The sequence below is a fragment of the Burkholderia sp. Z1 genome, from assembly GCF_014893795.1.
Classification (GTDB): domain Bacteria; phylum Pseudomonadota; class Gammaproteobacteria; order Burkholderiales; family Burkholderiaceae; genus Burkholderia; species Burkholderia theae.
Map to the genome: position 1 here is coordinate 3,555,045 of NZ_JACFYL010000001.1, position 25,383 is coordinate 3,580,427.

General features: G+C 68.4%; 25 protein-coding genes. 16 read left to right on the forward strand and 9 right to left on the reverse strand.

Annotation, left to right across the window (positions count from 1 at the left end; translation table 11 throughout):
- Window positions 1-142: 142 nt before the first annotated feature.
- Window positions 143-487 (reverse strand): flagellar hook-basal body complex protein FliE, encoded by a 345-nt coding sequence (fliE, locus tag H3H55_RS16535; protein ID WP_129513208.1) that lies wholly within the window; start codon window positions 485-487, stop codon window positions 143-145.
- A gap of 250 nt (window positions 488-737) precedes the next feature.
- Between fliE and fliF the strand changes: the two genes are divergently transcribed.
- The 6 genes from fliF to H3H55_RS16565 are packed head-to-tail and all read left to right on the forward strand — an operon-like array spanning window position 738 to window position 7,607.
- Window positions 738-2,501, forward strand: coding sequence for a flagellar basal-body MS-ring/collar protein FliF (gene fliF / locus H3H55_RS16540; protein ID WP_193099367.1), 1,764 nt, complete (start codon window positions 738-740; stop codon window positions 2,499-2,501).
- Window positions 2,491-3,486, forward strand: coding sequence for a flagellar motor switch protein FliG (fliG, locus tag H3H55_RS16545; protein ID WP_048252004.1), 996 nt, complete (start codon window positions 2,491-2,493; stop codon window positions 3,484-3,486). The genes fliF and fliG overlap by 11 nt, the downstream gene beginning before the upstream one ends.
- Window positions 3,479-4,162 carry a flagellar assembly protein FliH gene (gene fliH, locus H3H55_RS16550; RefSeq protein ID WP_129513210.1) on the forward strand — a complete coding sequence of 228 codons (684 nt, stop codon included), beginning with the start codon at window positions 3,479-3,481 and terminating at the stop codon, window positions 4,160-4,162. Before fliG ends, fliH begins: the two co-directional genes overlap by 8 nt.
- A complete protein-coding gene (fliI, locus tag H3H55_RS16555; RefSeq protein WP_193099368.1) occupies window positions 4,156-5,706 on the forward strand; it encodes a flagellar protein export ATPase FliI in 1,551 nt (516 codons plus the stop codon). Before fliH ends, fliI begins: the two co-directional genes overlap by 7 nt.
- 5 nt (window positions 5,707-5,711) lie before the next feature.
- A complete protein-coding gene (gene fliJ, locus H3H55_RS16560; RefSeq protein ID WP_048244615.1) occupies window positions 5,712-6,170 on the forward strand; it encodes a flagellar export protein FliJ in 459 nt (152 codons plus the stop codon).
- Window positions 6,171-6,200: 30 nt separating this feature from the next.
- Entirely contained in the window at window positions 6,201-7,607 is a 1,407-nt protein-coding gene (locus tag H3H55_RS16565; protein WP_193099369.1) for a flagellar hook-length control protein FliK, read from the forward strand.
- Between the two features lie 27 nt (window positions 7,608-7,634).
- Here the strand turns inward: H3H55_RS16565 and H3H55_RS16570 are convergent, their stop codons facing one another.
- Window positions 7,635-9,275 carry a GMC family oxidoreductase gene (locus H3H55_RS16570; RefSeq protein WP_193099370.1) on the reverse strand — a complete coding sequence of 547 codons (1,641 nt, stop codon included), beginning with the start codon at window positions 9,273-9,275 and terminating at the stop codon, window positions 7,635-7,637.
- A 728-nt stretch (window positions 9,276-10,003) separates the two neighbouring features.
- Between H3H55_RS16570 and H3H55_RS16575 the strand changes: the two genes are divergently transcribed.
- Entirely contained in the window at window positions 10,004-11,446 is a 1,443-nt protein-coding gene (locus H3H55_RS16575) for a coniferyl aldehyde dehydrogenase (RefSeq protein WP_193099371.1), read from the forward strand.
- A 70-nt stretch (window positions 11,447-11,516) separates the two neighbouring features.
- On the opposite strand, the gene H3H55_RS16580 is transcribed toward H3H55_RS16575, so the two are convergent.
- Both H3H55_RS16580 and H3H55_RS16585 read right to left on the reverse strand, forming a co-directional pair.
- Window positions 11,517-12,548: a serine/threonine protein kinase gene (locus tag H3H55_RS16580; protein WP_193099372.1), complete on the reverse strand. Its 1,032-nt coding sequence runs from the start codon at window positions 12,546-12,548 to the stop codon at window positions 11,517-11,519.
- Window positions 12,549-12,597: 49 nt separating this feature from the next.
- Entirely contained in the window at window positions 12,598-12,810 is a 213-nt protein-coding gene (locus H3H55_RS16585; RefSeq protein WP_011353523.1) for a hypothetical protein, read from the reverse strand.
- 650 nt (window positions 12,811-13,460) lie between these two features.
- Between H3H55_RS16585 and H3H55_RS16590 the strand changes: the two genes are divergently transcribed.
- Complete coding sequence (locus tag H3H55_RS16590; protein ID WP_129513218.1) at window positions 13,461-14,342, forward strand: DMT family transporter; 882 nt, start codon at window positions 13,461-13,463, stop codon at window positions 14,340-14,342.
- Between the two features lie 300 nt (window positions 14,343-14,642).
- Window positions 14,643-14,828 carry a hypothetical protein gene (locus tag H3H55_RS16595; RefSeq protein ID WP_014895742.1) on the forward strand — a complete coding sequence of 62 codons (186 nt, stop codon included), beginning with the start codon at window positions 14,643-14,645 and terminating at the stop codon, window positions 14,826-14,828.
- Between the two features lie 107 nt (window positions 14,829-14,935).
- Here H3H55_RS16595 and mgrA read toward each other — a convergent pair whose 3' ends face one another.
- Entirely contained in the window at window positions 14,936-15,979 is a 1,044-nt protein-coding gene (gene mgrA, locus H3H55_RS16600; protein WP_129513219.1) for an L-glyceraldehyde 3-phosphate reductase, read from the reverse strand.
- 184 nt (window positions 15,980-16,163) lie between these two features.
- On the opposite strand from mgrA, the gene H3H55_RS16605 reads away from it, so the two are divergent.
- A complete protein-coding gene (locus tag H3H55_RS16605) occupies window positions 16,164-16,370 on the forward strand; it encodes a DUF3185 family protein (protein ID WP_193099373.1) in 207 nt (68 codons plus the stop codon).
- Between the two features lie 154 nt (window positions 16,371-16,524).
- Here H3H55_RS16605 and H3H55_RS16610 read toward each other — a convergent pair whose 3' ends face one another.
- Complete coding sequence (locus tag H3H55_RS16610) at window positions 16,525-17,298, reverse strand: phytanoyl-CoA dioxygenase family protein (protein WP_193099374.1); 774 nt, start codon at window positions 17,296-17,298, stop codon at window positions 16,525-16,527.
- A gap of 353 nt (window positions 17,299-17,651) precedes the next feature.
- Between H3H55_RS16610 and H3H55_RS16615 the strand changes: the two genes are divergently transcribed.
- Window positions 17,652-17,999, forward strand: a complete 348-nt coding sequence (locus H3H55_RS16615; RefSeq protein ID WP_193099375.1) for a hypothetical protein — start codon at window positions 17,652-17,654, stop codon at window positions 17,997-17,999.
- 110 nt (window positions 18,000-18,109) lie between these two features.
- On the opposite strand, the gene metK is transcribed toward H3H55_RS16615, so the two are convergent.
- Window positions 18,110-19,297, reverse strand: a complete 1,188-nt coding sequence (metK, locus tag H3H55_RS16620; RefSeq protein ID WP_048244636.1) for a methionine adenosyltransferase — start codon at window positions 19,295-19,297, stop codon at window positions 18,110-18,112.
- Window positions 19,298-19,562: 265 nt separating this feature from the next.
- Here metK and H3H55_RS16625 point away from each other — a divergent pair, with 265 nt between their 5' ends.
- The gene (locus H3H55_RS16625; RefSeq protein WP_193099376.1) at window positions 19,563-20,447 is read left to right on the forward strand and encodes a lipid A biosynthesis lauroyl acyltransferase; all 885 of its coding nucleotides are present in this window, start codon (window positions 19,563-19,565) and stop codon (window positions 20,445-20,447) included.
- A 36-nt stretch (window positions 20,448-20,483) separates the two neighbouring features.
- Here H3H55_RS16625 and H3H55_RS16630 read toward each other — a convergent pair whose 3' ends face one another.
- On the reverse strand, window positions 20,484-20,786 hold the full coding sequence (locus H3H55_RS16630; RefSeq protein ID WP_193099377.1) for a HigA family addiction module antitoxin: 303 nt from the start codon (window positions 20,784-20,786) through the stop codon (window positions 20,484-20,486).
- Between the two features lie 13 nt (window positions 20,787-20,799).
- Window positions 20,800-21,078 (reverse strand): type II toxin-antitoxin system RelE/ParE family toxin, encoded by a 279-nt coding sequence (locus H3H55_RS16635; RefSeq protein ID WP_193099378.1) that lies wholly within the window; start codon window positions 21,076-21,078, stop codon window positions 20,800-20,802.
- Window positions 21,079-21,494: 416 nt separating this feature from the next.
- Here H3H55_RS16635 and dapF point away from each other — a divergent pair, with 416 nt between their 5' ends.
- The 4 genes from dapF (at window position 21,495) to H3H55_RS16655 (ending at window position 25,352) form a co-directional block, all read left to right on the forward strand.
- On the forward strand, window positions 21,495-22,364 hold the full coding sequence (gene dapF / locus H3H55_RS16640) for a diaminopimelate epimerase (protein WP_193099379.1): 870 nt from the start codon (window positions 21,495-21,497) through the stop codon (window positions 22,362-22,364).
- Between the two features lie 37 nt (window positions 22,365-22,401).
- On the forward strand, window positions 22,402-23,127 hold the full coding sequence (locus H3H55_RS16645) for a DUF484 family protein (RefSeq protein WP_129513226.1): 726 nt from the start codon (window positions 22,402-22,404) through the stop codon (window positions 23,125-23,127).
- A 13-nt stretch (window positions 23,128-23,140) separates the two neighbouring features.
- Complete coding sequence (gene xerC / locus H3H55_RS16650; protein WP_193099380.1) at window positions 23,141-24,061, forward strand: tyrosine recombinase XerC; 921 nt, start codon at window positions 23,141-23,143, stop codon at window positions 24,059-24,061.
- 76 nt (window positions 24,062-24,137) lie between these two features.
- Entirely contained in the window at window positions 24,138-25,352 is a 1,215-nt protein-coding gene (locus H3H55_RS16655) for a class I SAM-dependent rRNA methyltransferase (protein ID WP_129513228.1), read from the forward strand.
- Window positions 25,353-25,383: the final 31 nt, after the last annotated feature.

Consider the following 25,383-nt stretch of genomic DNA (forward strand, 5'->3'; position numbering starts at 1 on the left):
TGCGGTAGCTATACGGGAGCCGCTGTCGTGCATCGCACGACGCGGCCTTCTCCGGAGTTATCGGAAGGGATTTGGAAAGCTTTAGGCGCGCGGGGCCGCCGCCGGGCGCGGGAGGCCGGCCCGCCGGGCCCGCCCGGCCCCGTCACACCGACATCTGCATGATGTCGTTGTAAGCGCTCACGAGCTTGTTGCGGACCTGGAGCCCGAACTGGAAGCCGATGTTGGCTTTCTGCATGTCGACCATCACGTCGTTCAGCGACACGTTCGGCGCGCCGACCTCGAACGCCTGCGCCTCGCCGGCCGCGTGCTGCTGGTCGCCGCTGATCTTGTCGAGCGACGCCTTCATCGCGCTCGCGAACGTGCTGGCCGTCGCCGCGCCGGAGCCGGCAAGCGCCGCCGTCGGGCTCGCGACGCCGCCGGACGCCTGCGCGGCCATCGACTGCATCTGTTGCAACACCGAACCGATCCCGCTGACGTTCGCAGTCATGCTGTCCCCAGAATTGAGAGAAGAGACCCGGACGCACCGGGCGTTTCCGCCGGCGCCGCACCACGCGCACCATGCCGGATCGCAGCAAAGAATAGCAGCGCGCCGCGCGTCAAAGCCGAGAAAGTACGGGGGAAACCCCGCTCTTTTCGGTCGATCGGAGTACGGCCCGGATCACGATAATCGCATCGTGTCATTGTCCGCCCGCTCGTCCGAGCGAGCTCAGTCGTCCCGCTCCGGAGAAACTCGACGCATGGATTCGCAGGCCAACTCGCTGATCAATCCCGACGCCCGCGCGGGCCTCGCCAGCCCGGCGCCCGGCGCCGCCGCGGCCGCCGCGTTGCCGGGCGTGGGTGGCGCTGGCGCGGACTTCGGCCTTGGCGGCTTCGCCGAACGCATTCCCGGCATCTCGCGGATGAAGGGCAACCCGAAGCTGCCGTTCCTGATCGCCGTCGCGTTCGCGATCGCCGCGATCACCGCGCTGGTGCTGTGGAGCCGGACGCCCGACTACCGCGTGCTGTACAGCAACCTGTCGGACCGCGACGGCGGCGCGATCATTACCGCGCTCCAGCAGGCAAACGTTCCCTACAAGTTCGCCGACGCCGGCGGCGCGATCCTCGTGCCGTCGAACCAGGTGCATGAAACGCGTCTGAAGCTCGCCGCGATGGGCCTGCCGAAGGGCGGCTCGGTCGGCTTCGAGCTGATGGACAACCAGAAATTCGGCATCAGCCAGTTCGCCGAACAGATCAACTACCAGCGCGCGCTCGAAGGCGAGCTGCAGCGCACCATCGAATCGATCAATGCCGTGCGCGGCGCGCGCGTGCATCTCGCGATCCCGAAGCCGTCGGTGTTCGTGCGCGACAAGGAAGCGCCGAGCGCGTCGGTGTTCGTCGACCTCTACCCGGGCCGCGTGCTCGACGAGGGCCAGGTCCAGGCGATCACGCGGATGGTGTCGTCCGGCGTGCCCGACATGCCCGCGAAGAACGTGACGATCGTCGACCAGGACGGCAACCTGCTGACCCAGCCGGCTTCGGCGTCCGGCCTCGACGCGAGCCAGCTCAAGTACGTGCAGCAGGTCGAGCACAACACGCAGAAGCGCATCGACGCGATCCTCGCGCCGATCTTCGGCGCCGGCAACGCGCGCTCGCAGGTCAGCGCGGACCTCGATTTCTCGAAGATCGAACAGACGTCGGAAAGCTACGGCCCGAACGGCGTGCCGCAGCAGGCCGCGATTCGCAGCCAGCAGACCAGCAGCGCGACCGAACTCGCGCAGGGCGGCGCGTCGGGCGTGCCGGGCGCGCTGTCGAACACGCCGCCGCAGCCGGCCTCGGCGCCGATCGTCGCCGGCAACGGCCAGAACGCGCCGCAGACGACGCCCGTCAGCGACCGCAAGGACCAGACGACCAATTACGAGGTCGACAAGACGATCCGCCATCTCGAACAGCCGATGGGCAACGTGAAGCGGCTGTCGGTCGCGGTCGTCGTCAACTACCAGCCGGTCGCCGACGCGAAGGGCCACGTGACGATGCAGCCGCTGCCGCCCGCGAAGCTCGCGCAGGTCGAGCAGCTCGTGAAGGACGCGATGGGCTACGACGAGAAGCGCGGCGACTCGGTGAACGTCGTGAACAGCGCGTTCTCGACCGTGAGCGACCCGTACGCCGACCTGCCGTGGTGGCGCCAGCCCGACATGATCGCGATGGCGAAGGAAGCCGCGAAGTGGCTCGGCATCGCGGCGGCCGCGGCGGCGCTCTACTTCATGTTCGTGCGCCCGGCGATGCGCCGCGCCTTCCCGCCGGCCGAGCCGGCCGCGCCGGCACTCGCGGCGCCGGAAGATCCGGTCCTGCTCGACGGCCTGCCCGCGCCGGTCAAGGCCGAGGAGCCCGACTCGTTGCTGCTCGGCTTCGAGAACGAGAAGAACCGCTACGAACGCAACCTCGACTACGCGCGCACGATCGCCCGCCAGGATCCGAAGATCGTCGCCACCGTCGTGAAGAACTGGGTGTCCGATGAACGCTGAAGGCTTGACCAAGAGCGCGCTCCTGCTGATGTCGATCGGCGAGGAAGAAGCCGCGCAGGTATTCAAGTTCCTCGCGCCGCGCGAGGTCCAGAAGATCGGCGCCGCGATGGCCGCGCTGAAGAACGTCACGCGCGAGCAGGTCGAGGACGTGCTGCAGGACTTCGTGAAGGAAGCCGAGCAGCACACCGCGCTGTCGCTCGATTCGAGCGATTACATCCGCTCGGTACTGACGAAGGCGCTCGGCGAGGACAAGGCCGGCGTGCTGATCGACCGCATCCTGCAGGGCAGCGACACGAGCGGCATCGAGGGCCTGAAGTGGATGGACTCGGGCGCCGTGGCCGAACTGATCAAGAACGAGCATCCGCAGATCATCGCGACGATCCTCGTGCACCTCGACCGCGACCAGGCGTCCGAGATCGCGTCGTGCTTCACCGAGCGGCTGCGCAACGACGTGCTGCTGCGGATCGCGACGCTCGACGGCATCCAGCCGGCCGCGCTGCGCGAGCTCGACGACGTGCTGACGGGCCTGCTGTCCGGCAGCGACAACCTGAAGCGCAGCCCGATGGGCGGCATCCGCACCGCGGCCGAGATCCTGAACTTCATGACCAGCGTGCATGAGGAAGGCGTGCTCGAAAGCGTGCGCCAGTACGACGCCGATCTCGCGCAGAAGATCATCGACCAGATGTTCGTGTTCGAGAACCTGCTCGAGCTCGAGGATCGCGCGATCCAGATGGTGCTCAAGGAAGTCGAATCGGAAACGCTGATCGTCGCGCTGAAGGGCGCGCCGCCCGCGCTGCGCCAGAAGTTCCTCGCGAACATGTCGCAGCGCGCGGCCGAACTGCTCGCCGAGGATCTCGACGCGCGCGGCCCGGTGCGCGTGTCCGAAGTCGAGACGCAGCAGCGCCGCATCCTGCAGATCGTGCGCAACCTCGCCGAGAGCGGCCAGATCGTGATCGGCGGCAAGGCGGAAGACGCGTATGTCTGATTCGGCGAGCGATCGCGCGGGCACCCTCACAGCATACCAGCGGTGGGAGATGGCGTCGTTCGACCCGCCGCCGCCCCCGCCGCCGCCCGACGACGCGGCCGCGGCCGCCGCCGCGCTCGCCGAGGAACTGCAGCGCGTGCGCGACGCCGCGCACGCCGAAGGCCATGCGGCCGGCCACGTCGAAGGCCAGGCGCTGGGTTACCAGGCCGGTTTCGAGCAGGGCCGCGCGCAGGGTTTCGAGGCCGGCCAGGCCGATGTGCGCGAACAGGCCGCGCAGCTCGCGGCGCTGGCCGCGTCGTTCCGCGAGGCCGTATCGACCGCCGAGCACGATCTCGCGGCCGACATCGCGCAGCTCGCGCTCGACATCGCACAGCAGGTCGTGCGCCAGCACGTGAAGCACGACCCGGCCGCGCTCGTCGCGGCCGTGCGCGACGTGCTCGCCACCGAACCCGCGCTGTCCGGCGCGCCGCATCTCGCGGTGAATCCGGCCGACCTGCCCGTCGTCGAAGCCTATCTGCAGGACGATCTCGATACGCTCGGCTGGAACGTGCGCACCGATGCGTCGATCGAGCGCGGCGGCTGCCGCGCGCACGCCGCGACCGGCGAGGTCGACGCGACGCTACCCACGCGCTGGCAGCGCGTCGCCGCCGCGATCGGCAAGGTGAGCACGTGGTGACGCGGCCGCCCGAATCGCTCGCACACGACGGCATGACGCCGCTCGAGCGCGAACTCGCGCTCGCGTCGTTCGGCCCCGCCGCGCACGATGCCGCGTACGACACCGCACACGACGCAAAACAGCACGCAGCAGCCGCGGCCGACGCCGCGCCGCGCGCACCGCACAATCCGCATCTCGCACACTGGCGCACGCACCTGAACGGGCTCGCCGCGCGCAGCCACCGCGCGCTGCCGCTGCGGCCGTGCGGGCGCCTCACGCGCGCGGCGGGCCTCGTGCTCGAGGCGATCGGGCTGCGCCTGTCGGTCGGCGCCGAATGCACGATCGAACTGCCGCCCGGCAGCACGCTGCCGCATGCGCAAGCGGAAGTCGTCGGCTTCGCCGGCGATCGCCTGTTCCTGATGCCGACCACCGACGTCGCCGGCGTGCTGCCCGGCGCGCGCGTGTGGCCGCTCGAAAGCGCGCCCGTCGCCGATCCGCTCGCGGGCGCGAAGCGGCTGCCGGTCGGCTGGGAAATGCTCGGGCGCGTCGTCGATGCGTCGGGCCGCCCGCTCGACGGCCTCGGCCCGCTCGCGTCGAAGGTCGATGCGCCGCTGTCGGCGCCGTCGATCAACCCGCTCGAGCGCGAACCGATCCACCACGTGCTCGACGTCGGCGTGCGCGCGATCAACGCGCTGCTCACCGTCGGCCGCGGGCAGCGGATGGGCCTGTTCGCGGGCTCCGGCGTCGGCAAGTCGGTGCTGCTCGGCACGATGGCCCGCTACACGAGCGCGGAAGTGATCGTGATCGGGCTGATCGGCGAACGCGGCCGCGAAGTGAAGGAGTTCATCGAGCAGATCCTCGGCGAGGACGGGCTCGCGCGCTCGGTCGTCGTCGCGGCGCCGGCCGACGTGTCGCCGCTGCTGCGGATGCAGGGCGCGGCCTACGCGACGTCGCTCGCCGAGTATTTCCGCGACCAGGGCAAGCACGTGCTGCTGCTGATGGATTCGCTGACGCGCTACGCGATGGCGCAGCGCGAGATCGCGCTGGCGATCGGCGAGCCGCCCGCGACGAAAGGCTATCCGCCGTCGGTGTTCGCGAAGCTGCCCGCGCTCGTCGAGCGCACCGGCAACGGGCCGGAGGGCGGCGGCTCGATCACCGCGTTCTACACCGTGCTGACCGAAGGCGACGACCAGCAGGATCCGATCGCCGATTCGGCGCGCGCGATCCTCGACGGCCACATCGTGCTGTCGCGCGCGCTCGCCGAGGCCGGCCACTATCCCGCGATCGACATCGAGGCATCGATCAGCCGCGCGATGACCGCGCTGATCGACGAAACGCATCTCGACCACGTCCGGCAGTTCAAGCAGATGCTGTCGCGCTACCAGCGCAATCGCGACCTGATCGCGGTCGGCGCCTACGCCCCCGGCCGCGACGCGCAGCTCGACCGCGCGATCGCGCTCTACCCGCGCATCGAGGCATTCCTGCAGCAAGGCTTTCGCGAATGCGCGCCGTTCGTATCGAGCCTTACCGCGCTCGATGCGCTGTTCGACGCTTACGGAGGCTGATCCAGATGGCTCACGGCTTTCCCCTGCAGTTGCTGCTCGACCGCGCGCAGGAAGACCTCGACACCGCCGCGAAGCAGCTCGGCACCGCGCAACGCGACCGCAGCTCGGCCGCCGAGCAGCTCGACGCGCTGCTGCGCTATCGCGACGAATATCACGCACGCTTCGCGCAATCCGCGCAGCACGGGATGCCGGCCGGCAACTGGCGCAATTTCCAGGCGTTCATCGACACGCTCGACACCGCGATCGCGCAACAGCGCAACGTGCTGGCCGCGGCCGAAGTCCGTATCGACGAGGCGCGCCCGAACTGGCAACAGAAGAAACGCACCGTCGGCTCGTATGAAATCCTGCAGGCGCGCGGCGTCGCGCAGGAAGCACAACGCGACGCGCGGCGCGAACAGCGCGACTCCGACGAACACGCCGCGAAAATCCTGCGCATGCGGGCCGACGCGGCCCGCTCGTCGTAACCGACCACCGCATTCGAACGAGAGAACGCCATGCCTCCCCTGCCCCTGCTCGGCGCGCTGATCGACACCGCCGGCGCCGCACTCAAGGCCGCCCGCGGCTCGAATTCGTCCGGCGCCACCACCGGCAACGACGCCGCATCCGCGTCGACTGCCACGGCCGCCGTACCGTTCGCGCAGACGCTGAAGCAAAGCGTCGTCACGCGTCACGACGCGACGATTTCCGGCACACGCGATGCATCGACGAAACAGGCTTCGTCGACGCCGGCTGCCGGCGCGAAGCCGTCCGCCACCGACGACGATTCGTCGGACGACGACACGAACGTCGCTGCCAACCCGAACCCCAGCCCCGACGCAGCCGCGCTCGCCGCAGCCGCGGCCGTGCAGGCGCAACTGCAGGCGCGCCCGGACAACGCGACGCCGGCCGATGCCGCTACCGCGGCTGCCGCCGCCGTTGCCGCTGGCACGGCGCAAAAGACGGCCGTGGCCGGCCAGCCCGACGCCACGGCGACGCTCGCGGATCACGCCGCCAAGGATGCTGCCGCCCAGCCGGACGCACCGGCGTCGGGCCACGATGCGCTGCAGGCGGCGCTCGCCAAGCTGACGGGCGGCTCGGGTGCGATCGCGATGCCCGCGACCGGCACGACGGCGTCGGCCGCCGCTTCGGCACCGGCGTCGACCGCATCCACCACATCGACCGGCGCCGCCGACGCACCGCTGACGCCGAAGGTGCCGACCTTCGACCGCACGCTCGCCGACGCGAAAGGGGCGCCCGCCACCCAGCAGACGCCGACGCAGGCCACCGCGCAGTCGCTGCAGGCCGCCGCGAACGCGCAGTCCGGCACGCAGCACGCGCTCGCGGCAGCCAGCGACGCGACGGATCCGGCCGCCAGCGCGACGCTCGCGGCCGGCGCAACGGCTGCGGCCGCGGCGCAGGCCAACCTGCAGCTGTCGCCGGCCGCGAGCGCGATCGCCGCCGCCAACGCGCACATGCTCGCTCCGCACGTCGGCACGCCCGACTGGACGGACGCGTTGAGCCAGAAGGTCGTGTTCCTGTCGAATGCGCATCAGCAGAGCGCCGAGCTGACGCTCAATCCGCCCGATCTCGGTCCGCTGCAGGTCGTGCTGCGCGTCGCGGACAACCACGCACACGCGCTGTTCGTGTCGCAGCACGCGCAGGTGCGCGACGCGGTCGAAGCCGCGCTGCCCAAGTTGCGCGAAGCGATGGAAGCGGGCGGGCTCGGGCTCGGCAGCGCGACCGTCAGCGACGGCGGCTTCGCATCGCAGCAGCAGAACCCACAACAGACTTTCGCCGGCGGCCAGTCGCCGCGACGCGGGAACGCCGGATCGTCAGCCGTCGATGCACCGGCCGACGCTGCGCAATCCGCACCGGCCGCCACGAGCGTGAGCCGCGCCGGCCTCGTCGATACGTTCGCCTGAGCATGATTGCCGCCCGGTGCGCGCCGCTCAGCGGCCGTGCACCGCCGTGGCTACCGCGCCGCTCGGCACGCCGCCCTTGCGCGCCGCGACGATGAAGTCCGCCGCGCGTTCGCCGATCATCACCGACGGCGCATTCGTGTTCCCGCCGACCAGCGTCGGCATCACCGACGCATCCACCACGCGCAACCCTTCGACGCCGCGCACGCGCAATTGCGGATCGACGACCGCGCGCGCATCAGAGCCCATCCGGCACGTGCCGACCGGGTGATAGATCGTGTCGGCATGCGCGACGATCGTCGCACGCAACTCGGCTTCGCTCTGGTCCGCCCGCGTGTACAGCTCGCGCCCGCCCTGCGACGCGAGCGGCGCCTGCGACAGGATCCGGCGCATCGCCTGCGTGCCGCGCACGAGCAGGTCGAGATCGCGCGCATCGCTGAAGAAGCGCGGATCGATCAGCGGCGCGTCGCGCGCGTCGCCGCTTGCAAGCGCCACCGTGCCGCGGCTGAACGGCCGCAGCGCGCAGACGTGCAGCGAATAACCGAAGCCCCAGTGCATCTTGCGGTTGTGGTCGTCGACGAGCGCCGTGCAGAAATGCAGTTGCAGGTCGGGACGCTCGAGCGACGGATCGCTCTTGATGAAGCCGCCGGCCTCCGCGACGTTGCTCGTCATCATCCCCGTGCGGCTCGAGAAATAGCGCGCGAGCGCGGGCGTCATCTTCGCGATCCCGCGCAGGCATACGCCGACCAGCTCCGACGAATTCACGCGCGTGTTGATGATGAAGTCGATATGGTCGATCAGGTTCGTGCCGACGTCCGGCGCATCCTGCACGACCGAGATCCCGTGCCGGCGCAATTGCTCCGCCGGGCCGATCCCCGAGCACATCAGCAATTGCGGCGAATTGAACGCGCCGGCCGACAGGATCACTTCCGCGCGCGCGCCGAGCGTCTCGACGCGTCCGTTGCGCGACAGCTCGACGCCGACCGCGCGCTTGCCGTCGAACGCGACGCGCAGCACCGTCGCGTCGGTGATCACATGCAGGCTCGACCGGTTGCGGCCGTAGATATAGGCGCGCGCGACGCTGCAGCGCGAGCCGTCGCGGTGCGTGACCTGATAGAAGCCGACGCCTTCCTGCGTCGCGCCGTTGAAGTCGTCGTTCAGCGGATAGCCGGCTGCGTGCGCGGCCTGGATGAATCGTTCGGAGAACGGATTGCGAAAGCGCAGATCCGATACCGACAGCGGGCCGTCCGCGCCGTGCCACGCGTCGGCGCCGCGCTCGTTGCCTTCCGCGCGGCGGAAATACGGCAGCACATCCTGCCAGCCCCAGCCCGTCGCGCCGAGCTGCGCCCATTCGTCGTAATCGCCCGGGTGGCCGCGCGTATAGATCATCGCGTTGATCGCGCTCGAGCCGCCCATCCCGCGCCCGCGCGGCTGATAACCGCGCCGCCCGCCGAGGCCCGGCTGCGGCACCGTTTCGTAGCCGTAGTTCGTGCCGAGCTTGAACGGCACCAGCGCCGCGATGCCGACCGGCATGTTGACGAGCAGGTTGCGCTCCGTATGCGACCCGGCCTCGATCAGCGCGATCGTCGCGTCGGGGCAGGCATCGGCGAGACGGCCTGCCAGGCTCGATCCGCCCGAACCGCCGCCGACGATGATGTAGTCGTATTGCATGTCACGTCTCCGTCGTGTCATGGAAGGCGCCCGGCACCGCCGCGCGACCGCGTCCCCTCTTGTAATGTTCGGGCATTGTAGGAATGGCCTCGCGCGCGCGGCGCGCGGATTCAAGAGCGATTCCTCTAAACGCCCGCGTGAACTAAATTTAAGATGTATTGGTTCACTTCGCGCGACGCACCGGCCACGAGAAGCCGATCCGTCGCGAAACGGGAGAGACGACGATGCAGCGCCAGGTTCTGCTGGCCGTGTGCCGACCGGGTTGTCCGGAGGCGACGCGTGCGGCCCGCATTTCATTTCAAACGGCTGCCCGCGCGAAGACGCACAGCGTCATGCGCGCAGCCGATCGAAATCGAACGGCATGCGTCGTCGCCGACCGTTTGGACGGCTTTCCGCCGCAGCGGCAGGATGCGCCGCGGCCCGTATCGGCGTGCGTATCGTGCTGCCCCGCTGCGATGCAACGGCCGGCGCACACACTGCCGCGTCGCTGGCCCGGCAACGGTCGTATCGCACGGCACGCGCATGTGCCGCGGCGCGGTTTTCGGCTGCTGAAACCGTCGCGCGGATGCGACGCCCGCCGCACGCAGCAACCGGTTTTCGAACACCCGTCGCATCCGGCCCCGCGCCGCGCGACGCGCATCATCCCGATCCGTGCCGCCGCGCTCGCCGAGCGCTCGCGTGCGGCGTGACGGCTGGCCGACAAGCCAGGCCCAACTGGAGGAGACGACATGAAGAACGACCTGCCCGAACTGGCCCCGCAAGCACTGCCGTCGGCCGATGCGCTGACGTCGCTGCTGCGCGACCAGCGCGCGGCCTACCTGCGCGCGCCCTACCCGGCATGGGAGACCCGCGTGCAGCACCTGCGTGCGCTGCGCACGATGCTGATCGACCATGCGGACGCGCTCGCCGAAGCGATCAGCGCCGATTTCGGCCATCGCGCGAAGCAGGAAGTGCTGCTGTCGGAAATCTGGATGGCGAAGGAAGAGATCGACGACGCGCTCAAGCACGGCAAGCGCTGGATGAAGCCGATCCGCAAGCCGATGAACAAGTGGCTGCGCCCGGCGCGCGCGAAGGTGATCCCGCAGCCGCTCGGCGTGGTCGGCATCGTCGTGCCGTGGAACTACCCGGTGCTGCTCGCGGCCGGCCCGCTGATCTGCGCGCTCGCCGCCGGCAACCGCGCGATCATCAAGATGTCCGAACTGACGCCGCGTACGTCGGCGCTGTTCGAGCAACTGATCGCGAAGACCTTCACGCGCGATCACGTCGCGGTCGTGAACGGCGATGCGGAAGTCGGCGCCGCGTTCAGCGCGCTACCGTTCGACCACCTGCTGTTCACCGGCTCGACGCACGTCGGCCGCCACGTGATGCGCGCGGCCGCCGACAACCTCACGCCCGTCACGCTCGAACTCGGCGGCAAGTCGCCGGCGATCGTCGGCCCGAACGCGCGCTTCGATGCGGCCGTCGACGCGATCGTCGCAGGCAAGACGCTGAACGCGGGCCAGACCTGCATCGCGCCCGACTACGTGCTGCTGCCGCGCGGGATGGAAGCCGCGTTCATCGAGCGCGCGCGCGCCCGGTTCGCGAAGATGTATCCCGACCTGTCGGCCAACGGCGACTACACGACGATCGTGTCGCCGCGCCATTACGCGCGGCTGCAGCAACTCGCGAGCGACGCGCAGGCCGCCGGTGCGCAACTGCATCCGCTGTCCGACGTGCAGTCCGATCCCGCGTCGCGCCGCTTCGTGCCGTGCGCGGTCACGCAGGTGCCGGCCGCGTCGCAACTGATGCAGGAGGAAATCTTCGGGCCGCTGCTGCCGCTCGTGCCGTACGAGCGGCTCGACGAGGCGATCGCGTACGTGAATGCGCGCCCGCGTCCGCTCGCGCTCTACCTGTTCGACGAGGATGGCGGCACGATCGACCGCGTGATGCACGAAACGATCTCGGGCGGCGTGACGATCAACGAAGCACTGATGCACATCGCATGCGGCAGCCTGCCGTTCGGCGGTGTCGGTGCGAGCGGCATGGGTGCATATCACGGCTACGACGGCTTCGTGACGTTCTCGAAGATGAAGCCCGTGCTCACGCAGGCGCGGCTGAACACGCGCGGCCTGATCGCGCCGCCGTACGGCAAGCGCTTCGCCGCAGTGATCAAGCTGATGCTGAAGTTCTGATCGGAACGGGCCGCGCGCATCGCGCCGCGGCCCGCGCAAGTCCGCCGCGCGGCGCAGGTGCCGCGCGCCGTCACACGGGCCAGAGCGGCCCTTCCTGCATCGCGCCGATCTGCTCGCGCAGTTCGAGCACGCGCGCTTCCCAGTAACGATGCGTGTTGAACCACGGGAACGCGGCCGGAAACGCGGGATCGTCCCAGCGCCGTGCGAGCCATGCCGCGTAGTGGATCAGCCGCAGCGTGCGCAGCGCTTCGACGAGATGCAGCTCGCGCGGCTCGAATTCGCAGAAATCCTCATAGCCGGCCAGCAGGTCCGCCAGCGCGCGCGACGCGCCTTCGCGATCGCCCGGCAGCAGCAGCCACAGATCCTGAATCGCGGGGGCCATCCGGCTGTCGTCGAAGTCGACGAAATGCGGACCGGAATCGGTCCACAGCACGTTGCTTGGATGACAGTCGCCGTGCGTGCGCAGCAGGCGAATCTCGCCTGCACGTTCGAACGCGGCCTCGACACCTTCGAGCGCCAGCGCAACCGCCGTCGCGTACGCGGGCCGCACGTCTTCCGGAATGAAATCGTGCGCGAGCAGGTAGTCGCGCGGCTCGTAGCCGAACGTGCCGATGTCGAGCACCGGACGCGCGACATACGGCTGCGTCGCGCCGACCGCATGGATCCGGCCGATGAAGCGGCCGAGCCATTCGAGCGTGTCGCTGCGATCGAGATCGGGTGCGCGGCCGCCGCGCCGCTCGAAGATCGAGAAGCGGAAACCGTCGAACGCGTGCAGCGTGCGGCCGTCGAGCGTGCGCGCGGGCACCGCCGGAATCTCGCGCGCGGCGAGTTCGGCGACGAATGCGTGCTCTTCGAGGATCGCGTCGTCCGTCCAGCGCGCCGGGCGGTAGAATTTCGCGACGACCGGCGGGCCGTCTTCGATGCCGACCTGGTAGACGCGATTTTCGTAGCTGTTGAGCGCGAGCAGGCGCCCGTCGGTGCGCTGGCCTGCCGGCATCAGCACGCTGTCGAGCGCATCGAGCACGCACTCGGGCGTGAGCCCGGCGAACGGCGGGCCGGCGGGAGAAGCGGGAGCGGAAGTAGCGTCTGTCATGTCCCGCATTGTGCCGCCAGCCGGGTCGAAAGACGAGCGTCCGGTGCGGCGCGCGTGCTCAGTGAAGCGCCGCGCCGGCCGGCAGTACGGATTCGCCGGTGTCGATCAGGTCCTCGAGAAAGAACGGCTCGGTGTTGAGTTCCTTCGACTCGCCCGGTACGCCCGCGTACCAGGTCACCATGGCCATGTCGCCCAGGACGCGCTGGACGATGCCGCGCGCGCCCTTCGGCACCGCGATATGGGTAGTGCAGACAATCGACCCGACATGCATGATGGTTCCCCACTCTTGAATCTTGAAACCCGGCCCGCTGACGAGCCGGCAAATGCACGATCCGCGCCGCTCTCATCGGAGCGTTGCGCGTAATCCCATTGTTCACGGTTTATCGAAGCGCGAAAAGAAGAAGAAGCAGGCGATGTGCCGCGAATTCGTCGAATGTCTCCAATCAACCACTGCGCCGCGCGTGCGCTTGCATGCGCGGTTACCCCCATCATACCCTGTCGAATGTGACCGCCCGCCGAATCCGCCCGGCGCCGCGGCGCGCACGCGATCGACGCAACGGGCGTGCGCCACGCGAAGCCGATGCCAGTTGCACGGGATGCCGGCCTTGCGTTACCTTTGACACTCGTTCGCGTTCAACCGCATTCCGACACGATGCATCCGCTCACGTCCGCCCTCGCAAAATCCCGGCCGCAGTTCGACTCGCGGCCGCAGGCGTGCGCGCATCCATCGGTTCTCCCGCCTCCTGTCGCACCGCCGCTCGTCGGCGCCGCGCCGCCCCCTCCGGCGGCACGCGCCGGCTGACCAGCCGGCTTCCGTTTCGTCTTCCATTCGCCGTCAGTTGCCGTTCGTGCGTTGTGACGCACGATTCGCTGCTGCGCGTGCGGATGGAACGTTCCGATCCGTTCGACAGGTGGATTCACATGGTTTCGTTCAAACGCGCGCTTGCCGCGCATGGCGCGACGTCGCTCTTCGTGCTGCTGTGGAGCAGCGGCGCGATCTTCGCTGAACTCGGTCTGCGTCACGCATCCGCGTTCGTCTTTCTCACCGCGCGTTTCGCGCTCGCCTCGCTCGTGCTGCTCGCGCTGGCCTTCATGCGCAGACGCTGGCTGCCGCCGCGCGGCGAGCGGCGCATGGCCGCGCTGACCGGCTTGCTGATGATGGGCGGCTATTCGATCTTCTATCTGCTCGCGCTCGAGCGCGGGATCGCGCCGGGCGTGCTCGCGACGATCCTCGGCGTGCAGCCGATCCTCACGCTCGCGATCGTCGAGCGGCGCTGGCAGCCCGTGCGCGTTGCGGGGCTCGCGCTGTCGCTGGCCGGCCTCGCGCTCGTCGTGTGCCGCGGCGTGGGCGGCGCCGGCCTGTCGGCCGCGGGCATCGCGTGCGCGCTCACGGCGCTCGTCGCGCTGACCGTCGGCTCGCTGCTGCAAAAACGCGTACGCGCGGCGCCCGCCGACGTGCTGCCGCTGCAGAATGCGATCGGTCTCGCGCTGTGCGTGGCGATCGTGCCGTTCCGGCCGGTGTCGTTCGACATGAGCTGGGCGTTCGTCGTGCCGCTCCTGTGGCTCGGCATCGTGATTTCGGTGATCGCGCAACTGCTGTTCTACCGGCTGATGCAGCGTGGCGATCTCGTCAACGTGACGAGCCTGTTCTATCTCGTGCCCGTCGTCACCACGCTGATGGATGCCGTCTGGCTCGGCAACCGGCCCGAGCCGCTCGCGCTCGCCGGCATGGGTGCGATCATCGCGGGGCTCGCGCTCGTGTTCCGCGCGCCGGCCGCCCGCGCGCAACCCGACCGCGCGTAAGCGGACAGGCCGCCGTGCCCGCGGGTGCGGCGGCCCGCATCGGACACATACGACAATTCCGCAAATATCGAAAGGAATGGGAAAGATACGTGCAAGGCGTTCGTCTTGCTTGCAGGAAAAGTGCGCGATTCGCCGGGCTTTCCGCTGATTTTTAATGGTTCGGATAGCGAAAAGCGCTGCCGGTTGCCTATACTCGAATTGACCGCCCTGCTCGCAATCGGGTCGGACCAAGACTAGAAACACCCGGCATGGATCTGGAGTAAGCGCTGAAGCGCCCTCCGGCCGACACTGGAGACACGCATGACCACCTATTTCACGATCGGCGACTTCATCCTGTTGATTCCGATGGCGCTGGCCGGAGCGCTATTTCTCGGCGCGGTGCCGTGCGCAACCGAATTCCGCCACAACTTGCTGCGCGTGCTGGGCGTCATCCTCGGTGTCGGCGTCGCGGTATTGCTGGTCGAAGGCCTGCCTGCGCTGCTCTAGCGCGAGCTAGCGCACCCCCTGCCTGACGCGCATCGCTGCACCGCGGCGATGCGTCAGGCTGTCTGCAATACGGCACGCGATGTTTCGCATGCCGTATCGCCTGCCGGTCAGATGGCCTGATCGGTGGACGGCTTTTCCCAAAGATTGATGCCGCCTTCCGTCGCGTGACGATCGATCTCCGCGAGCTCCTCCGCCGAGAATTCGAGGTTCTTCAGCGCGCCGACGTTTTCACGCACCTGCTCCGCCCGGCTCGCGCCGATCAGCGCGGACGTCACGCGGCCGTTGCGCAGCACCCACGCAAGCGCCATCTGCGCGAGGCTCTGCCCGCGCCGTTCGGCGATCGCGTTGAGCTTGCGCACATGCTCGAGGTTGTCGGCGCTCAAGTGATCCTGCTTCAGCGAGCCGCCGCCCGGCTTGTTCACGCGCGCGTCGGCCGGCACGCCATTCAGGTACTTCGACGTGAGCAGCCCCTGCGCGAGCGGCGTAAAGGCGATGCTGCCCGCACCGACGTCGTCGAGCGTGCCGAGCAGCTCGCTCTCGATCCAGCGGTTCAGCATGTTGTACGAAGGCTGGTGGATCAGCAGCGGCACGCGGTACTGCGCGAGCAGCTCGGCCATCTCGCGCGTCTTCGCCGCCGAATACGACGAAATGCCGATGTAGAGCGCCTTGCCCTGCTGCACGGCCGACGCGAGCGCGCCCGCCGTTTCCTCGAGCGGCGTGTGCGCGTCGAAGCGGTGCGAATAGAAGATGTCGACGTAGTCGAGCCCCATCCGCTGCAGGCTCTGGTCGAGGCTCGCGAGCACATACTTGCGCGACCCGCCGCCGCTGCCGTACGGCCCCGGCCACATGTCCCAGCCGGCCTTCGTCGAGATCAGCAGCTCGTCGCGATATGGCCGGAAATCCTCCTTCAGCAACCGGCCGAAGTTGGTTTCGGCGCTGCCGTATGGCGGCCCGTAGTTGTTCGCGAGATCGAAGTGGTTGATGCCGAGGTCGAACGCGGTGCGCAGGATCTCGCGCTGCGTCGAGATCGGCGTCGAGTCGCCGAAGTTGTGCCACAGGCCGAGCGACAGGGCGGGCAGTTTGAGCCCGGATTTGCCGCAGGTGCGGTATTGCATGTCGGCATAACGTTCGGAAGCTGCTTCGTAGGCCATGAGTATTTCCGTCGGGACGTCGGAGGGAGGGGCGCACGCCGGCCGCACCCAGGGCGCGACGGCGGCGAAGAAAACGCATGACGGCTATGGTAGCGAAGGCGACCGATGCGCGCACGGCAATGGACGCGACCGCGGTGGTCGCCTACACTGCGGCGTCTCGAATCACCGTTACAGCGAGGTTGGTATGTCCCGGGTCATCTCGGTTGCACTGCTCGTCGGCGGCGTCGTGCTGCTGTATTTCGGCGGACAGTCGTTCCATTCGATCAACGACGACATGTCGCGTTTCTTCACCGGCTCGCCCGCGACGAAGACGATCCTGCTGATCGTCGGCGGCGCCGTCGTCTCGTTCATCGGCCTGATCGGCCTTGCGATGCCGGGCAGCAAGCGCTGATCGCGCAACCGCGCGACGCGCGAACGGCCCGCGTCACCCGATCGGGCCGCGCAAAACGAAACGGGCGGCCAGGCCGCCCGTTGCTTCATTCGCCCGCGATGCGCAGTGTCGCATCTCGCGATCGCGACGGCCTCGCCGGCCGCCCGATCCGCGCCTAGAACTGCACTTCCGGCTTCGCCGCCGAACGCGTACCCGGCACCGGCCGGTTGCTCGCGCCATGATAGGTGTACACGAGCGAAAACTTCACCTGGTCGGAACGGTTCTGCCCGGCCGAATGCAGCGTGTTGCTGTGGAAGAACACGACATCGCCCGTCTGCAGCGGCGGGCACGTGGCCGCATCGATCATCTTCCGGTTCTCCGGCAGGTCGCTGCGGAAGAACTTCGCATCGTCGAACGCTTCCGGCCCGAATTCGGCCGTATGCGAACCCGGCACGAGCCACAATGCGCCGTTCTCGTTCGTTTCCGGCCCGAGTGCGAGCCACACCGACACCATGTCCGGCCGCTCGAACGACCAGTAGCGGAAATCGCGATGCCAGCCGGTCAGGCTGCCGTACGCGGGGTGCTTCGTCATCATGCAGTTGTGATGCGCGCGCGACAGCACCGGCTCTTCGCCGAAATACTCGCGCATCCACGCGCCGATTTCGGGTGCGATCGCGCGCTCGGCGAATGCCGGATCGCGCGTGTACGCATCGAGCAGCCGCCGCACCGTGTGCCCGCCCGGCGCATGCTTCGACTCGGGTGCGCCCGGGTAGCGCAGGTCCGCCTCGAACTCGATCGGCTCCGCGGCCTCCCGCAACTGGCGCTCCGCGATCTGCTTGAGCGCCGCGCACTGTTGCTCACCGACGAGGCCACGCGCGACCACGAAACCGCGTTCGCGCAATTCCGCGACTTGCGCGCGGATCGATTCCGACTGCAATAGAGACGACATGGGATGCCAGACGTTTATTGTGTGAATGTGACGATTGTAAATCGGCGCCGGATGCCGCGAACAGCGCCATTGTCGTGCGCAGGGGCATGCCAATCGCCGATTTGATCCGGGTCAAGGGAACTGTGCGGCGCGGCGATGGCCTCACCGACAGGCGGTATGCGGCACACGCCTTGTGGCACAAGGGTTTATCGCGACTTTTGCCCGTCATGAATCCCCTGTAGCCTGACGCGGCCTGTCAGTTCTGGCGGGCGCGGCACGCAGCGACATTCGATAAGATCCGTTGCGCCATCCGAGGCCGTTCATACCAGTGCGCTCTTCAAGGGCGCCACCCATACAAGCGAAGCATCGTTCACATGCCATTCCGTCTGACTTCCCGATTCAGCCACGCTGCGAAGCGCGTCGTGCCGTCCGCTCCCGCCCGCTCGCTGCGCCATCACCGCGCACGCACGCAGGCGCTGGCCGAGCGTACGCACGCACACAGCCGGCTGGACGGCATCCGTGCGTGGTTCCACGCGTTTTTCTCGATGGTGAGCACGCAGGCGTTCGCCCGCCGTGCCGGCCTGCGCTCGCTGCTGCAGAAGCCGTCGTCGCTGCGCGCGCTCGCGCTGCGCCGTGCGCTCGGCCCGCAGCGCCGCGTCAACCGCCCGCGCCGCCTCGCGGCCAGCAACGGCTGGTTCGGGTTCGGGTTCGGCGCGCGCTGAAATCGCGCCGGCGGGCACCGCCCGCCATGATCGCCGCCGTTGCGCCGGCGATCGAAACCCATAAAAAAAACCCGCCAATGGCGGGGTTTTTCATTTCAGGCGAACGACGCTTACGCGACGCGTGCCGTCGGCTCCACGCCGGCCGCTTCGGCCAGTGCGAGCGCCTTGTCGGTCGCTTCCCACGAGAATTCCGGCTCTTCGCGGCCGAAGTGGCCGTAAGCAGCGGTCTTCTCGTAGATCGGGCGCAGCAGGTCGAGCATCTTGATGATGCCCTTCGGACGCAGGTCGAAGTGCTCGCGCACGAGCTTCGTGATCACCGCATCCGACACGCGGCCCGTGCCGAACGTGTTGACCATCACCGAGGTCGGCTCCGCGACGCCGATCGCGTACGACACCTGGATCAGCGCGCGCGACGCGAGGCCGGCGGCGACGATGTTCTTCGCGACGTAGCGACCTGCGTAAGCAGCCGAACGGTCGACCTTCGACGGATCCTTGCCCGAGAACGCGCCGCCGCCGTGCGGTGCGGCACCGCCGTACGTGTCGACGATGATCTTGCGGCCGGTCAGGCCGCAATCGCCCTGCGGGCCGCCGATCACGAATCGACCGGTCGGGTTCACGAGGAACTTGATGTCGCCCTTGATCAGGTCGGCCGGCAGCGTCGGCTTGATGATTTCCTCGATCACGGCTTCGCGCAGCGCGGGCAGTTCGATCTCCGGTGCGTGCTGCGTCGACAGCACGACGGTGTCGATCGAATGGGGCTTGCCGTCGACGTAGCGAACCGTCACCTGCGACTTCGCGTCCGGGCGCAGCCATTGCAGGCGGCCGTCGCGGCGCAGGCTGGCCTGGCGCTCGACGAGACGGTGCGACAGGTAGATCGGCAGCGGCATCAGTTCCGGCGTTTCGTCGCACGCGTAACCGAACATCAGGCCCTGGTCGCCCGCGCCCTGGTCGAGGTTGTCGTCGTGTGCACGATCGACGCCCTGTGCAATGTCCGGCGACTGCTTGTCGTACGCGACGAGCACCGCGCAACCCTTGTAGTCGATGCCGTACTCGGTGTTGTCGTAGCCAATGCGCTTGATCGTGTCGCGCGCGATCTGGATGTAATCGATGTTGGCCGTCGTGGTGATTTCACCGGCCAGAACGACGAGACCCGTGTTGCACAGCGTTTCCGCCGCAACGCGCGAATATTTGTCCTGCTCGAGGATGGCGTCGAGAATCGCGTCCGAGATCTGGTCCGCGACTTTGTCCGGATGGCCTTCGGAGACGGATTCGGACGTGAAGAGATAATCGTTTGCCACTTTTTCAGGCTCCTGTTTGGTTACGGTTGGTTTCACGTAGCCAGCTTCGTGGGGCCTGAAGCGGCGACGCTTTAGCGGATTACCAGTACCGGGCAGCGCGTATCGCACCGTCCGGCTTCGCCCCGCAAGTTGTCAGTTAACTCGGCGAAGACCGTATTATAGCGGCTTTCCTGAATTGTCACAGAGTGCTGCTCGTGCTGCATCTTCCACCGTCTTACTCCCCCGTTCGCAACGCGCCGGTCAGCCAGCCCCACGGAGGTTTCGCATGCTAGGCCGCCTCGGCACGCACCTCGCCATCGGCTTCCTGAAACTGCTCGCCCGGTTGCCGTACGGCCTGACCGCACGGCTCGGCGACGGTCTCGGCTGGTTGCTGTACCAGATCCCCAGCGGGCGAAAGCGCATCGTACATACCAATCTGAAACTCTGCTTCCCGGAGTGGAGCGACGAGCGGCGCGAGGAAGTGGCCGGCCTGCATTTCCGCCACGCGATCCGCAGCTATGTCGAGCGCAGCTACCAGTGGTTCGCGTCGGAACAGGCCTACCGCAAGCTGTTTACGGTCGAGAGCGAGGTCGACCTCAGCGATCCGGACATGCCGCCGACCCTCCTGCTCGGTTTCCATTTCGTCGGCATCGAGGCCGGCTCGATGGCGATCAATCTCGCACTCGGCCGCATGTGCGGCTCGCTCTACACGCCGATGAAGAACCCGGAAATCGAAGCCGCGGCCAAAGCCGGTCGCAGCCGCTTCGGTGCGGAGCTGGCGAGCCGGGCGGACAGCGCGCGCACCGTGCTGCGCTGGCTGCGCGACCGCAAGCCGGTGATGCTGGGCGCCGACATGGACTACGGGCTGCGCAACTCGACGTTCGTGCCCTTCTTCGGCGTACCGGCCTGCACGCTGACGGCGGTCGGCCGGTTCGCCAAGACCGGCCACGCGCAGGTTCTGCCCTTTATCGGCGAGGTGCTGCCGAACTACAAGGGCTACCGGCTGAAGGTCTTCAAGCCGTGGGCCAACTACCCGACCGGCGACGACGATCTCGACGCGCGGCGGATGAATGAGTTCCTCGAGGAGCAGATCCCGCTGATGCCCGAGCAGTACTACTGGGTCCACAAGCGCTTCAAGACGCGCCCGCCCGGCGAGCCGAGCCTGTACTGACCTGACCCTGCCGGGGCGAAAGCCGCGGGCGCGCCGTCAGGTGCGCGCCTGCGCCCTCGCCACCTTCGGCGCGCCTTTCGCGCGCGCCTGCCACAGATCGTAGGCCGACTGCTGCGCGAGCCACAGATCCGCCCTTCCCCCGTTTTCCTCGCCGAGCCACGCTTCGAGGCGCAATGCCATTTCCGGCGAGATGCCGGCATGGCCGTGCAGGATGCGCGACAGCGCCGCGCGCGTCACGCCGAGCTGAGCGGCGGCCTCGGTGACGGTCAGGCCGAGCGCCGGCAGCACGTCCTCGCGCAGCGCTTCGCCCGGATGGGGCGGATTGAAGATGCGTGTCATGGCTTGAATCATCTCAGTGATAGTCCTGGTAATTGACCAGGATGACATCGGGACCATCGAATCGGAACGTCAGGCGCCAGTTGCTGCTCACGCTCACCGAGTAGTAACCGTCCAGCCCGCCGGCAAGGCGGTGGAAGCGCCAGCCCGGCACGTTCATGTCGAGCGGCCGGCTCGACACGTCGAGACGGACAAGCTGGCGCCGCAGCCTTGGAGCGTGGTCCGGCACGATGCCCGCCTTGCTCCCGTTCATGAAAAACGCTTCCAGTCCCTTGTGCTGCCATGACTTGATCATGGACCTCCCGCGCTCGAGTCGCGGTGTCGACAGCATGGTCTATATGCGTATAGCCACACTATACGAATCGCGCGATTACCTTGTCAATTTGACCCGTACGAAATCGTGCGTCCCGAGCGCCCAGTGCTTTCGCCGCGCGTCGGGCACGCATCGCCGGCCTCGCCTGTGCCGCGAGAACACCCGCCACACCGCGTCAATTTGTCCCCTCGCCGCGGACGCGACCAGTCGACCGATCGACAGAGGCCGCCCGTTCCGCCTTCGCCGACGACGCGAAACGCCCGCCCGCGCAGGACGCCCCTGTCGGCTGCATGTATCATTTGCGGTTGAGATCAGCATGACGAACGAAGCCGCCCGGCGTGACGGCGGGCCGTTCGCATCGTGCCGACCGCCTTGTTCGCCATGGAATTCCGGACCCAGTGAAACTCTCGTTCACCAAGATGCACGGCGCGGGCAACGACTTTGTCGTGCTCGACGGCTATTCGCGCGCGTTACCGCCGCTCACCGAAGCGCAGGTGCGCGCGCTCGCCAGCCGGCACTTCGGCATCGGCGCCGACCAGTTGCTGCTCGTCGAAAAACCGACCGTCGACGGCGTGGATTTCAAGTACCGGATCTTCAATTGCGACGGCGGCGAAGTCGAACACTGCGGCAACGGCGCACGCTGCTTCGTGAAGTTCGTCAGCGATCGCGGCCTGACCGACAAGCGCAGCGTGCGCGTGCAGGTCATGAAGGGCCTGATCACGCTGACGCTGCAGGACAACGGCGAAGTCGTCGTCGACATGGGTGCGCCCGTGTTCGCGCCGGCGCAGGTGCCGTTCGAGGCGTCGGGCCTCGACGGCCGCACCGAAGGCCGCGACACGCTGTGGCCGCTCGACGTCGGCGGCGCGACGCGCTGGATCTCGACGGTGTCGATGGGTAATCCGCACGCGGTGCAGATCGTCGACGATGCCGAAGCGTATCCCGTGCTGGAAGAAGGCCCACTGATCGAGCGCCATGCGCGCTTCCCGCAGCGCGTGAACGCCGGCTTCATGCAGATCGTGTCGCGCAACGAAGTGAAGCTGCGCGTGTACGAACGCGGCGCGGGCGAGACGCTCGCGTGCGGCACGGGCGCGTGCGCGGCGGTGGCGGCCGGTATCCGGCGCGGCCTGCTCGATTCGCCCGTGACCGTGCACACGCACGGCGGCACGCTGACGATCGGCTGGGACGGTGCGCGCGACGAAACCGCCGCGCTGATGATGGCCGGCCCCGCCGCGACCGTGTTCGAAGGCGAGATCGACCTGAACGCCTGACCCTGCAACGTCCTTGATAACTGAACGCGCCAGCCACATGAACGATCGCGAAGTCGCCGACTACCTGCTCGCCAATCCCGAATTCTTCGCGCAGCATGCCGAACTGCTCGCGACGATCCGTCTCGCGAACCCGCACGGCAAGGCCGCGATCTCGCTGCAGGAGCGGCAGATGGAGATGCTGCGCGACAAGAACAAGCATCTCGAGCGCCGGCTCGCCGAGCTCGTGCGCTACGGCCACGAGAACGACAGCCTGTCCGCGAAGTTCAGCCGCTGGACCGCGCGCGTGATCGCGGAACGCGATCCGTACGCGCTGCCGCGCACGATCGCCGACGGCATCGCCGACGTGTTCGACGTGCCGCAGACGGCACTGCGCGTGTGGGACGTCGCCGACACCTACGCGCAGGCCGACTTCGCACGCCAGGTCGGCGAGGAAGTGCGCCTCTTCACGAACGGCCTGTCGACGCCGTACTGCGGCGCGAACACGGGCTTCGAGGCCGCGCAGTGGCTCGCGCCCGCGGTAGCCGCGTCGGCCGCGCATGCGGCGGAAGGCGCTGAAGCCGCGCCGGCCGGCGACGGCTCGGCCGCATCGGTCGCGCTGCTCGCGCTGCGCGCGCCGCTCGCCGGCACCGACGCGCCCGCGTTCGGCCTGCTCGTGCTCGGCTCGCCCGATCCGCGCCGCTTCCACGACGGGATGGCCACCGACTTCCTCGCGCAGATCTCGACGCTCGCCAGCGCCGCGCTCACGCGCCTGCTGCCGCACTGATCCGCCGCACGCGATGACAGACGATCCGGTCGCCGCCTACCTGTCGAACCTGAAGCACGTCAGGCAGCTGTCGGAACACACGCTGCGCGCGTACACGCACGAACTCGACGAGCTGAAGAAGCTCGCGGCCGGCCGGCCGCTCGAAGCGCTGACGGCCGCCGACATGCGCGGCGCGGTCGCGCGCGCACATTCGGGCGGGCTGTCCGCGCGGTCGATCTCGCATCGGCTATCCGCTTGGCGCGCGTTCTACCGATGGCTCGCGCAGCGCATCGAGATGCCCGCGAACCCGGTTGCCGCGGTGCGCGCGCCGAAACGGCCGAAAACCCTGCCGAAGGCGCTGTCGGTCGACGACGCATCGGCATTGATGGACGCGCCGGTCCCCGGCACGACCGAAGGCATCCGCGACCACGCGATCCTCGAGCTGTTCTATTCGTCGGGGCTGCGCCTGGCCGAGCTGATCGGGCTCGATGCCGTGTACACGCAGGCCGACGGCTACCGCTCGGCCGGTTGGCTCGATCTCGCCGAAGCCGAAGTCACCGTGCTCGGCAAGGGCAACAAGGAGCGCAAGGTGCCGGTCGGCCGCAAGGCGATCGATGCGCTGAACGCATGGCTCGCGGTGCGCGGCGAATTCGTGAAGCACGACCCGCATCCGCTGTTCCTGTCCGTGCGCGGCAACCGGATGGCGCCCGGTGTCGTGCGCGAGCGCGTGAAGCGCGCGGCGCTCGCCGCGGGCATCCCCGCCAACGTCCATCCGCACGTGCTGCGCCACTCGTTCGCGACGCACGTGCTGCAGTCGAGCGGCGACCTGCGTGCGGTGCAGGAACTGCTCGGCCACGCGAGCGTCGCCGCGACGCAGGTCTATACGTCGCTCGACTTCCAGCATCTCGCCAAGATTTACGACAGCGCGCATCCGCGCGCGAAGAAGCGCGACTGACGCGTTTCCCGTGTTACCCGCCGTGCGCGGCGACCGACAGCGGTCGGCTTCGCGCGCGGCCCACCTCGATCTCATCATGCAAACCGTCACACTCAAGCCGTCCAAGGAAAAGTCGCTGCTGCGCCGCCATCCGTGGGTCTACGCCAATGCGATCGACCACGTCGACGGCAAGCCCGCGCCCGGCACGACCGTGATCGTGCGCGCGCACGACGGCCGCTTCCTCGCGCGCGGCGCGTACAGCCCGCAGTCGCAGATCCGCGTGCGCGTATGGAGCTTCGACGAGAACGAACCGATCGACCACGCGTTCTTCAAGCGCCGCGTGCAGCGTGCGGTCGCGCACCGCACGACGATGGTGTCGGGCACCGGCGCGGTGCGGCTCGTATTCGGCGAGGCCGACGGGCTGCCGGGGCTGATCGTCGACTACTACGTCGCGGACACCGCCGAGGCCGGCGCGGCGCCGCGCGGCCAGCTCGTCTGCCAGTTCATGGCCGCGGGCGTCGAAGCGTGGAAGGACGCGATCGTCGCGGCGCTGGCCGGCGCGACGGGCTGCCCGAACGTGTACGAGCGCTCGGACGTGTCGATCCGCGACAAGGAAGGGCTCGAACAGACGACCGGCGTGCTGGCGGGCGATGCGCCGCCCGCGACGCTGATCGCGAACGAAAACGGGGTGCGCTATCACGTCGACGTGCCGAACGGCCACAAGACGGGCTTCTACGTCGACCAGCGCGACAACCGCGCGCTCGTCGCGCAATACGCGGCCGATCGCGACGTGCTGAACTGCTTCTGCTACACGGGTGGCTTCTCGCTCGCGGCGCTCAAGGGCGGTGCGAAACGCGTGGTGTCGATCGACTCGTCGGGCGATGCGCTCGCGCTCGCGCAGCAGAACGTCGTGGCCAACGGCTTCGACGCCGAACGCGCGACCTGGCTCGACGCGGACGCGTTCAAGACGCTGCGCCGCCTCGTCGACGAAGGCGAGCGTTTCGACCTGATCGTGCTCGACCCGCCGAAGTTCGCGCCGACCCGCGACAGCGTCGATCGCGCGGCGCGCGCCTACAAGGACATCAACCTGAGCGGCTTCAAGCTGCTGCGTCCGGGCGGCCTGCTGTTCACGTACTCATGCTCGGGCGCGATCGACATGGATCTGTTCCAGAAGATCGTCGCGGGCGCGGCAGCCGACGCGAAGGTCGACGCGCGCATCCTGAAGCGGCTCGGCGCGGGCGTCGATCACCCGCTGCTCGCCGCGTTCCCGGAAGGCGAATATCTGAAGGGCCTGCTGTTGCAAATCGTCTGATCGCCCCGATCTTGGCGGACACCACCGTCCG